Annotated in this window: 7 protein-coding genes, 10 tRNA genes and 2 rRNA genes; all 19 read left to right on the top strand. The window is 41.0% G+C overall.

What is annotated here, in order from left to right; genetic code table 11:
• Nucleotides 1-277 (top strand): 23S ribosomal RNA (locus tag J7E63_RS25460); the annotation flags it as partial.
• Between the two features lie 77 nt (nucleotides 278-354).
• Nucleotides 355-471 (top strand): 5S ribosomal RNA (gene rrf / locus J7E63_RS25465).
• A 9-nt stretch (nucleotides 472-480) separates the two neighbouring features.
• A tRNA-Val gene (locus J7E63_RS25470) sits at nucleotides 481-556 on the top strand.
• Nucleotides 557-571: 15 nt separating this feature from the next.
• Nucleotides 572-656: transfer RNA gene (locus J7E63_RS25475), tRNA-Leu, on the top strand.
• A 34-nt stretch (nucleotides 657-690) separates the two neighbouring features.
• A tRNA-Gly gene (locus J7E63_RS25480) sits at nucleotides 691-765 on the top strand.
• Between the two features lie 8 nt (nucleotides 766-773).
• A tRNA-Leu gene (locus tag J7E63_RS25485) sits at nucleotides 774-862 on the top strand.
• 55 nt (nucleotides 863-917) lie between these two features.
• Nucleotides 918-994 (top strand) — tRNA-Pro (locus J7E63_RS25490).
• Nucleotides 995-1,014: 20 nt separating this feature from the next.
• Nucleotides 1,015-1,087: transfer RNA gene (locus tag J7E63_RS25495), tRNA-Ala, on the top strand.
• Nucleotides 1,088-1,108: 21 nt separating this feature from the next.
• A tRNA-Met gene (locus J7E63_RS25500) sits at nucleotides 1,109-1,185 on the top strand.
• A gap of 30 nt (nucleotides 1,186-1,215) precedes the next feature.
• Nucleotides 1,216-1,308: transfer RNA gene (locus J7E63_RS25505), tRNA-Ser, on the top strand.
• Between the two features lie 21 nt (nucleotides 1,309-1,329).
• A tRNA-Tyr gene (locus tag J7E63_RS25510) sits at nucleotides 1,330-1,414 on the top strand.
• A gap of 5 nt (nucleotides 1,415-1,419) precedes the next feature.
• Nucleotides 1,420-1,490, top strand: a tRNA-Trp gene (locus J7E63_RS25515).
• Nucleotides 1,491-2,058: 568 nt separating this feature from the next.
• Nucleotides 2,059-2,700 (top strand): transcriptional regulator CcpN, encoded by a 642-nt coding sequence (gene ccpN, locus J7E63_RS25520; RefSeq protein ID WP_374193801.1) that lies wholly within the window; start codon nucleotides 2,059-2,061, stop codon nucleotides 2,698-2,700.
• Nucleotides 2,701-2,717: 17 nt separating this feature from the next.
• Entirely contained in the window at nucleotides 2,718-3,533 is an 816-nt protein-coding gene (locus J7E63_RS25525; protein WP_098935093.1) for a pyruvate, water dikinase regulatory protein, read from the top strand.
• 2 nt (nucleotides 3,534-3,535) lie between these two features.
• Nucleotides 3,536-6,205, top strand: coding sequence for a pyruvate, phosphate dikinase (ppdK, locus tag J7E63_RS25530; RefSeq protein WP_215017673.1), 2,670 nt, complete (start codon nucleotides 3,536-3,538; stop codon nucleotides 6,203-6,205).
• Between the two features lie 113 nt (nucleotides 6,206-6,318).
• Nucleotides 6,319-6,510: a YbxH family protein gene (locus tag J7E63_RS25535; protein WP_168244672.1), complete on the top strand. Its 192-nt coding sequence runs from the start codon at nucleotides 6,319-6,321 to the stop codon at nucleotides 6,508-6,510.
• 78 nt (nucleotides 6,511-6,588) lie between these two features.
• A complete protein-coding gene (locus J7E63_RS25540) occupies nucleotides 6,589-9,162 on the top strand; it encodes a DEAD/DEAH box helicase (RefSeq protein WP_215017675.1) in 2,574 nt (857 codons plus the stop codon).
• 119 nt (nucleotides 9,163-9,281) lie between these two features.
• Nucleotides 9,282-10,625, top strand: a complete 1,344-nt coding sequence (locus tag J7E63_RS25545; protein WP_215017677.1) for a methyltransferase domain-containing protein — start codon at nucleotides 9,282-9,284, stop codon at nucleotides 10,623-10,625.
• A complete protein-coding gene (locus J7E63_RS25550; RefSeq protein ID WP_215017720.1) occupies nucleotides 10,625-13,219 on the top strand; it encodes a polynucleotide kinase-phosphatase in 2,595 nt (864 codons plus the stop codon). Before J7E63_RS25545 ends, J7E63_RS25550 begins: the two co-directional genes overlap by 1 nt.
• Nucleotides 13,220-13,257 lie beyond the last annotated feature (38 nt).

The following is a 13,257-nucleotide window of genomic DNA, read 5'->3' on the forward strand; positions in this document are numbered from 1 at the left end:
GGGCGCAGGAAATTTGAGAGGAGCTGTCCTTAGTACGAGAGGACCGGGATGGACGCACCGCTGGTGTACCAGTTGTTCTGCCAAGGGCATCGCTGGGTAGCTATGTGCGGACGGGATAAGTGCTGAAAGCATCTAAGCATGAAGCCCCCCTCAAGATGAGATTTCCCATAGCGCAAGCTAGTAAGAACCCTGAAAGATGATCAGGTTGATAGGTCAGAGGTGGAAGCGTGGTAACATGTGGAGCTGACTGATACTAATCGTTCGAGGACTTAACCAATTTTTAAGGCATACTCGTTTTTACAAACTTCTTCTGCATTATCTAGTTTTGAGGGAATGATTCCTCTAAAAAAATAGTCTGGCAGCAATGGCGAGAAGGTCACACCCGTTCCCATACCGAACACGGAAGTTAAGCTTCTCAGCGCCGATGGTAGTTGGGACACGCGTCCCTGTGAGAGTAGGACGTTGCCAGGCGGTATATATGGAGGATTAGCTCAGCTGGGAGAGCATCTGCCTTACAAGCAGAGGGTCGGCGGTTCGAGCCCGTCATCCTCCACCATTTTTCTTTTACTATGCGGGTGTGGCGGAATTGGCAGACGCACCAGACTTAGGATCTGGCGCCGCAAGGCGTGGGGGTTCGACTCCCTTCACCCGCACCATAGTTTTATGCGTTAGAAAAAAACATCCATATATGCGGAAGTAGTTCAGTGGTAGAACATCACCTTGCCAAGGTGGGGGTCGCGGGTTCGAATCCCGTCTTCCGCTCCAAATATTTAGCCGGGGTGGCGGAACTGGCAGACGCACAGGACTTAAAATCCTGCGGTAGGTGACTACCGTACCGGTTCGATTCCGGTCCTCGGCACCATGTTTTATCGAAGGTAATTTAACACATCAAATTAGCGCCCAGTTCGTCATATTATCGGGAAGTAGCTCAGCTTGGTAGAGCACTTGGTTTGGGACCAAGGGGTCGCAGGTTCGAATCCTGTCTTCCCGACCATTCTTTATTCAGAATATTTTGGGGCCTTAGCTCAGCTGGGAGAGCGCCTGCTTTGCACGCAGGAGGTCAGCGGTTCGATCCCGCTAGGCTCCACCTTAATAATATTATTTTTTTGGCGGTGTAGCTCAGCTGGCTAGAGCGCTCGGTTCATACCCGAAAGGTCGGGGGTTCGACTCCCTTCGCCGCTACCAAAATACTATTATATGATTTTCTTTTTCCATGGAGGAATACCCAAGTTTGGCTGAAGGGATCGGTCTTGAAAACCGACAGGCGGGTAACACCGCGCGGGGGTTCGAATCCCTCTTCCTCCTCCAGTTTTATTATTTTTTATATGTGGAGGGGTAGCGAAGTGGCTAAACGCGGCGGACTGTAAATCCGCTCCCTCCGGGTTCGGCGGTTCGAATCCGTCCCCCTCCACCATGTTTAGGGGCATAGTTTAAAGGTAGAACTAAGGTCTCCAAAACCTTCAGTGTGGGTTCAATTCCTACTGCCCCTGTCAAAAAGGCACAAAAAAATTCCTAGTATATACTTGGAATTTTTTTGTGCCTTTTTTTATATTTTCACTTTTTTATTGTCTCTGCTAGTTTATGTTTGAACCTTCAACCCATGGTGTCCTCAATGAACATACTATGAGGACAAATTTTGAATTTTGCTTAGTATTTTTGTCCTCATGAACACACCATGAGGACAAATTTGAATTTTGCTTAGCATTTCTGTCCTCATGAATACACCATGAGGACAAATTTTGTATTGTGTTTAGCATTTTTGTCCTCATGAACATACCATGAGGACAAATTTTGAATTTTGCTTAGCATTTTTGTCCTCATGAAAAGCTTACCACCTTATGAAGACAAGAATGGCTTTCTTTTTGGAACCCCTTTCTCGTCGATACCGGCGGGGTTTCTTATTTACTTTAAAAAAAATAGTTTAATATTTTGTAAAAAAATATAAAACTTATTGTTTCGGTTTATAAGATAATGTAATATACTATATATAAATAAGTATAACACATTTACAATGAATCTATTGAATATAACATATTTAATGTAGATAAGGGGGTGGTAATTATTAAATTATCTAAACGTCAGAATGAAATCCTCCAGATTGTTAAACAGAACGGGCCCATTACAGGAAAAGACATCGCAGAGAAGCTTTCATTAACAAGAGCTGCACTAAGACCCGATCTTGCCATTTTAACGATGTCAGGTAACTTAGATGCAAGGCCGCGAGTAGGTTATTTTTTTAATGAAAGCTTTGAAGCAAAGCAACAGGCTAAAAGGTTTATCCACCAAAAGGTAACGGATTATAAAGCCCATCCAATTGTAGTTGAGAAATCAACCTCCGTGTATGATGCGATCGTGCAGCTCTTTTTAGAGGATGTGGGCACACTTTATGCGGTTGATACAAAAGGACATCTAGCAGGGGTTGTTTCCCGTAAGGATTTGCTCAGAGCATCACTAGGAAATCAAAATCTAAATGAATTGCCTGTCAGTGTCATCATGACTAGAATGCCAAATATTATTACAATTAATCCTGAAGAGACCTTGCTCGAAGCAGCCAAAAAGATGATCCATAATCGCATTGACTCTTTGCCAGTTGTTAAGGAAATAGAGGAGCAAAAGAGTACATATTTGCTGGTAGGAAGAATCACCAAAACCACCATTACGCGGGCATATTTAGAAATCATGGAAAACAATTCATACTAAGGAGAGTGGCTGCCATTTTGGTACAGAAAGAAGTTGTCTATGTTGTATCTGACTCAGTAGGTGAAACAGCTGAGTTTGTAGTAAAAGCAGTGGCAACACAATTTAATGGCGGGCAGGTAGAAATTCGCCGTAATTCCTATGTGGATGATTTTGAAGATATTGAAGATATCATTTTACTAGCAAAAAAGGGACGTACGATTATTGCCTATACGATCGTTATTCCATCATTAAAAGAGTATTTAGATCGACGTGCAAAAGAAGAGAGCATTTTTGCTGTAGATTTACTAAGTCCGTTGATGAATGCGTTTGAAACAAGCTTCAATAAACAGCCGCATCATCGACCTGGATTGATGAGAAAATTGGACGAAGAATACTTCAGGAAAATTGAAGCAATTGAATTTGCCGTTAAGTATGATGATGGGCGTGATCCGAGAGGAATCATAAAGGCGGATATTGTTCTAGTCGGAATCTCACGTACATCGAAGACACCTTTGTCTATGTACTTAGCACATAAACGCTTTAAAGTGGCCAATGTTCCTTTGGTTCCAGAGGTGCCGCCGCCAGATGAATTATTCGAAATACCCCGTAAGAATTGTATTGGATTAATAATATCACCAGATAAATTAAACGAAATTCGCAAGGAACGTCTAAAGGCTTTAGGGTTAGCCTCACAGGCTAACTATGCAAGCTTTGGGAGAATTCTTGAGGAGCTTGATCATGCTGAAAAAGTAATGAAGCGCTTAGGCTGTCCTGTTATTGATGTATCAAATAAAGCTGTTGAAGAAACAGCTGGCTTAATTTTAGACGTGTTAAAAAAAGAGAGGAGCTACTAATAATGGAAAAATTCGTTTATTTATTTCATGAAGGAAATGGCAATATGAAGGGGTTACTTGGGGGAAAAGGGGCAAACCTAGCGGAAATGACGCGTATTGGTCTTCCAGTTCCGTATGGCTTTACAATCACTACACAGGCCTGCAATGCATTCTATGAAGCTAGCAAAACCATTCCAACCTTTGTTGAAGTCCAGACTTTAGAGGCTCTTACCCGTCTAGAAGAAAAAATGGGCAAAAAGCTTGGCGACCCAAAAAATCCTTTGCTCGTTTCCGTACGTTCCGGTTCTGTTTTCTCCATGCCTGGCATGATGGATACCATCTTGAATCTTGGAATGAACGATGAAACCGTTATCGGAGTAGCAGAATTAACCAATAATCCACGGTTTGCTTATGATTCCTACCGTCGTTTCATACAGATGTTTAGTAATGTTGTACTAGATATCGATACCTACTATTTTGAACAATTATTAGAAGAAATACGCGAGGAAAAAGGCTATACCTCTGACCCAGAAATGAGTGCTGATGACTGGAAAGAAGTGATTATTGGCTATAAAGGTATAGTCAAAAAGCATAAACGAAAGGATTTCCCGCAAGATCCAAAAGAGCAGCTATTCCTTGCGATTCATGCAGTCTTTAACTCTTGGAATAATCAGCGTGCGATTGTCTACCGTCGCCTTAACAAAATTGCTGACCATTTAGGAACAGCTGTAAATATTCAAAGTATGGTGTTTGGCAACATGGGAAATGATTCAGGCACAGGTGTGGCATTCACAAGAAATCCATCGACTGGTGAGCATGTCCTTTACGGTGAATACTTAATCAATGCCCAAGGGGAAGATGTTGTGGCAGGGATTCGTACTCCACAGCCAATCGCTACTTTAAAAGATGAAATGCCAGGAGTATATAAGCAATTCACTGATACTTGCAAGCGCTTGGAACAGCATTACGAAGAAATGCAAGATATCGAATTTACGGTTGAAGGTGGTAAGTTATTTATCTTGCAAACCCGTAATGGAAAAAGAACGGCGCAAGCAGCGATTCGAATCGCCGTGGAAATGGTCGAAGAAGGAATCATTGATAAAAAGACGGCATTGCTACGTGTTGACCCAGAACAATTAGATCAACTGCTGCATCGCCGGATTGACGACAAATTTGAGAAGAGAGTTTTAGCAAAAGGCTTGCCAGCATCACCAGGTGCAGCGACAGGTCAAGTCGTGTTTAATGCCGATGAAGCGGAGCAATTAAACAATGATGGAAAAAAAGTAATTCTTGTTCGTCCTGAAACCACTCCAGATGATATCCATGGTATCGTTGCATCGCAAGCAATTTTGACTAGCCGTGGCGGCATGACAAGCCACGCTGCAGTAGTCGCTCGTGGGATGGGGAAAGCGTGTATTTGCGGATGTGAAGCATTAAAGATAGATCTGAAAGCTAAACAATTTACAATTGGTGAGACAGTTATTAATTATGGAGATATCATAACGATTGATGGCTCTACTGGTGAAATTATGCTTGGGGAGATTCCAATGATTGACCCAGAACTATCGGATGAGTTCCAAATGTTGCTTGCATGGGCAGACCAAGAGCGTAAATTAGGGGTCCGTGCCAATGCAGATAACCCAGAAGATGCAAAAAAGGCATTTGAATTTGGCGCAGGCGGAATTGGCTTATGCCGAACTGAACATATGTTTATGGATTTAAAACGGATTCCAACCGTGCAAAAAATGATTCTTGCTGAAACTTATAATGAGAGAATGGAAGCTTTGAACCAGTTATTGCCAATGCAGCAAGGGGACTTTGAAGGAATCTTCGAAGCTATGCAAGGATTACCTGTAACTATCCGTTTACTTGATCCACCATTACATGAATTCTTACCGGATAAAGAGGAACTGTTAGTGGAAGTAACGAAGCTTCAGATTTTAGATCCACAATCACCAGAATTGAAGAAAAAAGAGCAATTGCTGAAAAAGGTCCGCCAATTAGATGAGTTTAACCCAATGCTTGGCCACCGTGGTTGCCGTCTTGGGATGATTTACCCAGAGATTTATGAAATGCAAGCAAAAGCAATTTTCTATGCAGCAGCTAAGCTCGCTGACAAAGGCATCGAAGTGCAACCAGAAATCATGATTCCTTTGGTCGGTCATGTGAATGAATTAAAGGATATGCGTAAATTAGTGATTGATGCAGCATTTCTTGTTCAAGAAGAAACCGGAAAAAGCTTCAAGTACACGATTGGAACTATGATTGAAATCCCGCGTGCTGCTTTAACTGCAGATAAAATTGCCGAGGAAGCTGACTTCTTTTCGTTTGGGACCAATGATTTAACACAAACAACATTTGGTTACAGCCGTGATGATGCGGAAGGCAAGTTCCTGCAAGCTTACATTGAAAATAAAGTGCTTCCGGATAATCCGTTTGCTGTCCTTGATCAAGAAGGCGTTGGTAAGCTAGTTGAAACAGGCGTGAAGCTTGGCCGTGGAACAAAACCGTCCTTAAAAACAGGTATTTGCGGCGAGCATGGCGGAGAAAAGAGCTCGATTGAATTCTGCTACAAAACCGGCCTAGATTATGTCAGTTGTTCACCATACCGCGTACCACTAGCACGTTTGGCTGCAGCACAAGCAACCATTCGACATGAGCAAAATAAACAAGAAGTTTTTACAACAGCATAAAGGAAGAACAAGGGATGTTGCAGTATGCACCATCCCTTTTTTATTGTGATGTAATTGGATAGACGCCCATTTTATGCAAATACTATAAAAAATTATTTGAAAGGGGACTTACAATGGGGGCTATTGAACGCAGCGGTTATCGATTTGTACCAGAATTTAGTGTCATTCAACAAAATGGGGCCATTCATGTATATAATCAGGATAACTTCATCGAGGAAATTAAATTCCACTTCTCAGGGAAGTTTCCTGAACTGGATCAAATCGAAGACCTGGTGGATCAATATTGCAGCCAGCATCAACTTTAAAACCGAATGCTTGTTCGGTTTTTTGTTTTGTGATAGAATGGACTTAACAAAACATTTTCTAGAAAAGGAGGGAAATAAATGAATAAAATAACCACTATATACCCTCAAGCGATAGAACATACAAAATTGAAAGTGTATGAAGATATTAACCATTATTTCGAAACGAAAGAAACACTGCCAACCTTTGAACAATACCTAACTGACAGAAATCATTATGTTGAGCAAATTTGGACCAATGTTTGGCTAAATAAGTCGACCAATGATGTTCCAAGGAATGAAAAAAAGCAATATTTAACTGATAAAGGCTTCGAGGTACAGGGAATCGACAAAAAACTAATCAATAAGTTATTTAGGGATGAAATGCGAACCTATCATGTCTTTGATACGATGGGGTGGGTTCATGAAACATTTTCAGGTAAAGAAGAAGAGTGGGAGAAACAGTATCGGGAGGCGAAGGTTAATTTTATAAAACGAGAAGGACAAAAACAGCTCGAAGAACAGAAGCAAGTGATCAGAAGTGAGATTGAAGATGCCGCTGTTGGGATCTTGGAAGAACAATATGAGCTGTTTTATTTATATGTTCGTTACTTCGTTGCCATACAACTAGTGGCTGACCTACAAAATAATGTAAAGTTTCAATCGGTTGATACCTTTGCATTAGAAGAAAAATTAGTGGATGAAGGCCATTTTAACCCCTCAGCCTATACAACTGTTGCCACCTTTTTTGAAGAACTGACAGGGGATATCCATAAAACTTTGAATTGGGGCAGGAGTTTTTATGAATATCAAACCTATTTTTTCGTTTATGAAAGCTTAATTGCTGACTATTTGTCTGAGCTTATTCCGGAAAAAATATTAGAGCAGCTTTCTGAAAAACTTAAGGATGATTTTCATGAAACCTTTCTTGAGAAACTATCGTCGTCCTTCGTAAAGGGCAGCATTGCTCAGGTTCTTTATGATGTCGAGGGTTATTTTATTGAGGATATCCAAGCTGAATACCTGTCGGACTTAATACGTTTGGCAGAATTACCTTTTGATGCAAAGGTTCATAAAGAAATTTTTGAAAAAGACTTCCAAGCGCGCGAGGAAAAACAAAAAGAAGCGCAAGAAGAACTCGAGCGGAAAAAAGCAGAAGAAGAGCGAATGATGAAGGAAATCTTTGCAACGGAATACGACCCTTCGTTACAACGTCAGGTCCGTTATGTCTTGCACATCGGCGAAACCAATACAGGGAAAACCCATCATGCGCTCGAAAGAATGAAAGATGCTTATAGCGGGTTATATTTAGCGCCGCTTCGATTATTAGCACTTGAGGTATTTGATAAATTAAACGCTGAGGGGACGCCGTGTTCCTTAAAAACTGGGGAAGAGGAAAAAATCACCCCAGGTGCAAATCATACTTCCTGCACCGTGGAAATGTTTCACGAAAAAGAGTTTTATGAAATAATCGTCATTGATGAAGCACAAATGATTACAGATAAAGATCGTGGTTTTTCATGGTATAAGGCAATCACGAAAGCTAATGCAGAGGAAGTCCATATCATAGGCAGCAGGAATTCAAAAACCATGCTGCTCCAGCTTTTAGGTAATTCCAATATCGAAGTTCATGAATACAGCCGTGATACTCCTCTTGAGGTTGAAACGAAGGAGTTTCATATTAAACACATTAAAAAAGGCGATGCGCTGATTTGTTTCTCACGAAGGCGCGTACTTGAAACCGCCTCACGACTGCAAAATGACGGACATACTGTCAGCATGATCTACGGCAGCATGCCGCCAGAAACAAGAAAAAAGCAAATTCAGCAATTCAACACTGGAAAAACAAAAGTCATCGTTGCTACAGATGCGATTGGAATGGGCTTAAATCTGCCGATTCGACGGATTGTTTTTTTAGAAAATGATAAGTTTGATGGGACTAGACGACGACTGCTGACATCACAAGAAGTGAAGCAAATTGCTGGACGTGCAGGTCGAAAAGGTATTTACAATATTGGCAAAGTAGCCTTTACTAGTGATATCAGAAAAATGAGAAACTTGCTTTTGCAGGAGGATGAGCCTGTTCATACATTTGCAATTGCACCAACCAATTCAGTTTTTGAACGCTTTCAACGGTATTATCACGACTTAGGTACATTTTTTGAATTATGGGGGAAATTTGAAAGTCCAAACGGAACGAAAAAAGCTGCTCTTGCCGAGGAAAAGTCGTTGTATCAAATGGTAGCAGGTACTGAAATTGAAGCACGTTTATCCTTAATGGACCTTTATGGATTTTTACATCTTCCTTTTTCAAAAAATGAGCCAGTATTAACGAAGCAATGGGAAGAAAAAATGTATGCTATTATCCATGGGAGAGAACTCCCAGAACCGATTGTAAAGGAACGAAGCTTGGAGGAATTAGAACTCAGTTACAAAGCAATTGGTCTCCATCTTTTATTTTTATATCGATTAGGGGAGCGAACGACAGCAATCTATTGGGAGCGGCTAAGAGAAGAGGTCAGCGATAAAGTGCAGGACCGCTTAAAGACGGATATAAATAAATTCGTTAAAAAATGCAAAACCTGCGGAAAGAAGCTGCCATGGGATCATTCGTTTCCGACTTGTGAGGCCTGTTATGCAGCGAAGACTAGAAGATATCGATATGATGAATATTAAGAATAACCCGGTGTTCTAACCTTAGGAACCCGGGTTATTCTTCAATTAAAACCAAATTAATGTAAATATGTTAAAATAAAACTCTGATAATTCATTCCATGAAAGTGAAGTGAAAAAGAATGCAACTATCATTAACAGTAAGAGGCCCTGGTGTTGAAGCGGTTTCTTACCTTATAGCTAAAAATCCGAATAATCTATATGAGCGTGGAGAGAAAGGGTTGACTGTCCGTCTGGTCTACCCGACTTTTTCAAGCGAGGAAGTACAGTTTTTGGTCTATGTTAAAACGGATCCAATTGACCTAGTGAAAAACTCACCTGATTCTTTTGATATTACCCATTACATAAATGACCGCGAGTTTGCGGCAAGCAGTATTTTTGTTTCCTCGATTCGTAAAGCGCTGGGGACTGCACTGAATGGGAAACCAGCAGAGGAATATGCTTCATGGGTCGAGCATTCCTTTGAAATGGAATTAACCTTTGGGCCGATTGCTACTGATTTGAGCATTAGGGAACTTGAATCGTTATTTGCTCCAATGGGTTACACCATCAAGATGGAATACGGGGAAAGTTTTATTCGCGAAAAAAGCTCTGCCCGATTTATAACCTTGTTAGGGAAACAAACGCTCCAGAATGCACTTAAACATATTTCGATTTTAATTCCCGTTATTGATAACTATAAGCATTATTTTATTGACGAAAGAGAATTGGAAAAGTTGGACCGCTACGGGGAAGGATGGTTAGAGGAACATCCACAAAAGGCGCTGATTTTAAAACGTTCGTTACGGTTTCAAAAGGTGATCTCTCAGTCAAGATTCTATGAAAAAGAGACGAAAACCGAGGAGAAGCATGAACCTCCGAAAATCCGTTTAAATGACCTTCGTTACGAAGCGATTATTAAAAATATTGAGGCCCTGCCAAAAAAAGCCACTATTGTTGACTTTGGTGCTGGTGAAGGGAAGTTATCTGTTCAGCTTGGATTTATTAAAGGGGTGCAAGAGATAATTTCTGTTGAACCATCGAATAAAGCTCGGTTAAAGGCATTGGAACGATTCGACTATGCAAAGGCGAAACGTGGATTTGTAGAACCCAAGTCCTTAGCAGGATCGTTATTTTATTATGATGAACGGTTGAGTAACAAGGATGTCATGGTTTTATGTGAAGTGATTGAACATATTGATGAATACCGGTTAACAAGGGTATTCGAGACGATTTTTAAAGACTATCGACCAGAAGTGTTGATCGTGACCACGCCTAACCAAGAATACAATGTTGTCTATGATATGAATGAGGAAATGAGACACCACGATCATCGCTTTGAATGGACAAGGGCTCAGCTTCACCAAAAAGTGGAAGATTTGACAAAAATCTATCCATACCAAGTAAGTTATAAAGGCATCGGTGAAGAAAACCAACTATACGGGCATCCTACTCAAATGGTTATTTTCAGAAGGGAGGAGGGATGATGGCGAAAATTAATTTGCCTCATGCGGGTATCGTTTTACTTGTAGGCCCGTCCAATTCGGGTAAAACGACTTTAATAAATCAATTAATGCAAGAACAACAGATTTATGCATCGGAAGTAGTAAGTTCCGATCAGTTCCGTGTTTTAGTTAGCGATGCTGAATTTATTGATTGGAATCGGCGACCTAAATATGAAGCAGATGCTCTTTTTAATGAATACCAACAAATTTCAAAAGAAGCTTTTGAAGCGATGGATTATATCATTGCCAAACGTTGCCGCCTCAATAAATTAACCTTTATCGATGCTACTCATTTACGTGATTACGAACGTGAAAAATACCTGCAAATGGCAAAGAGGTATCATGTTCCGGCCATTGCAATCGTGCTGAATTTGGCAGAAACTGAATTACTCAGACGTGACTTAGAGAGGGATTTCCCAAGAGGTAAAAACCGTATCAAGCAGCAATACCAACATTTCAAGAAGACGATTCGCTCCATTAAAAAGGAGGGCTTTCGGCGATGCTACATATTCGGTGAAGAAGAATTGCAAGTCTTAAATGTGAATCGACTTGGTAATCCATTACTAATTGATGTTGGCAATGGCATTGATTTTATTGGGGATATTCACGGTTGCTTTGAAGAGTTTAGCGAAATCTTGTCAAAGCTTGGTTATATAGAAAATGAAGAGGGTTATTTTATCCATCCAGAAGGACGGAAAATCCTTTCCCTTGGAGATGTGATGAGTAGGGGACCTCGTTCGATCGAGACGCTGCAATTTTTTCAAAAGCATGTGGCAGCAGGACTTGCCTATATGATTGACAGTAATCATGGTTGGAAAATCGCCCGCTGGCTTGACGGTAAGAATGTTACGCTTGCTCATGGTGATGAAAATGTAAAGGCTGAATTTGATGATTATGAAGGTAAATTTGGTAAAGATGAGGCCGATCGTTTAAAGGAACAAATAAGAGACATGCTGTTAGAGGCTAAATCACATTACATTATCCAGAAAAATGGAGTCAACGTCGCTGTTGCAGTCCATGCAGGAATCAAAGACCATTATATCGGCAAAGAATCGCCGCGCATTTCCGATTTCTGTCGGTACGGAGACTCGGATGGCCTTGACGAAAACGGCAAACCCGTCCGAAAAGATTGGTCAATTGCTCATCAGTCCAGCGAACTTATTCTCTGGGGGCATGATCCTAGGACGCAGCCATTATTGGTTAATAACACCCTCAATATTGACCAAGGAGTCGTTTTTGGTGGCAACCTAACGGCATATTGTTTTCCGGAAAGGAAATTTGTTTCTGTCAAAGCGAAAGCCGATTTTGCAAATGTGTCGGACAATCCATTAAAGGTATTGGAAAGTAAAAGGCTGGCACCGCCCAATATCGCAAAATTTTTAGAAGGATATTCGGTATTAACGGAACTATATGGGGAGATTGCAATTTATGCGGATAGTACGAAATCAGCACTGGATGACCTTTCCCATTACACATTGCCGCTTGAGGAGATTGTCTATCTTCCGCCTACGATGAGCCCGACACCGAAACCATCGAGTTTAGCAGGATACTTAGAGCATCCGATTGAAGCATTTGAATACTATCAGGCGAATGGTGTTGACACGATGGTTGTCGAGAAAAAGCATATGGGCAGCCGCGGCATTTTGTTTCTTTTTAAAAATAAAGAAATCGCTAAAGAGTATATCGGCAGGGAAACATTAGGTTCGATATACACGCGGACTGGCCGGGCCTTTTTCAAAAAGGAACTGGAAGAACAAATATTACAAGTATTAAATATTGACTTGAGTGGTTATTTTGAAAAATACAACACTGATTTTGTCCTGATGGACGCTGAGATCCTTCCGTGGAATTTAAAAGCAAAAGAATTAATTATGAATCAATATGCTCATGTTGGTGAGATGGCATTGCTTGATCGCAGTAAATTACAGGAACAGTTGAAAAAAGCTTTGGATAACGGTAAGGATGTTTCAAGTTGGCTTGAGGAAACGGATGAAAAGATACGCAATGCCCAAGTGTTTAACGAAGTGTATCAAAAGTATTGCTGGGAAACGGAAGGATTAGCAGGTATTCAAATTGCCCCTTTTCATACACTTGCTCACAGTAATGAAACCTTTTTCGATAAACCGCACAAGTGGCATATGGAGAAAAACAAAGAATTCAGCGTCCTATCAAATTTGTTCTTGGAAACGGAATATCGAATTGTTAACGATGAAGACTCCATGAAATCGGCCATAAAGTGGTGGGAAGAAATGACGGAGGATGGACATGAAGGCTTTGTTGTGAAACCGGAGTCTTATGTGGCACGACATAAAGGTAAGCTCCTCCAGCCGGCCATTAAAGTAAGAGGTCGAAAATATTTGCATATCATCTATGGCATCGATTATTTACAACCAGAAAATCTGGCCCGTCTTAAGCAGCGAAATGCAGGTAAGAAACAACGAAATGCTTTAAAGGAATTTGCCTTAGGTGTGGAAGCGGTGAATCGTTTTATTAGAAGAGAGTCATTGGAGCGCTACCATGAATGTGTATTAGGGGTGCTGGCGCTGGAATCGGATCCGATTGACCCGCGACTATAGGTTTAGGAAAACGAACTTGTCAGTCGGCAAGTTCGTTT

It is taken from the genome of Bacillus sp. ISL-75 (genome assembly GCF_018613095.1).

Excerpts from the sequence above, each read along its gene's own strand:
- ppdK (WP_215017673.1), top strand. The coding sequence starts at position 3,536 with ATGGAAAAATTCGTTTATTTATTTCATGAAGGAAATGGCAATATGAAG.
- J7E63_RS25535 (WP_168244672.1), top strand. The coding sequence starts at position 6,319 with ATGGGGGCTATTGAACGCAGCGGTTATCGATTTGTACCAGAATTTAGT.
- J7E63_RS25540 (WP_215017675.1), top strand. The coding sequence starts at position 6,589 with ATGAATAAAATAACCACTATATACCCTCAAGCGATAGAACATACAAAA.
- J7E63_RS25545 (WP_215017677.1), top strand. The coding sequence starts at position 9,282 with ATGCAACTATCATTAACAGTAAGAGGCCCTGGTGTTGAAGCGGTTTCT.
- J7E63_RS25550 (WP_215017720.1), top strand. The coding sequence starts at position 10,625 with ATGGCGAAAATTAATTTGCCTCATGCGGGTATCGTTTTACTTGTAGGC.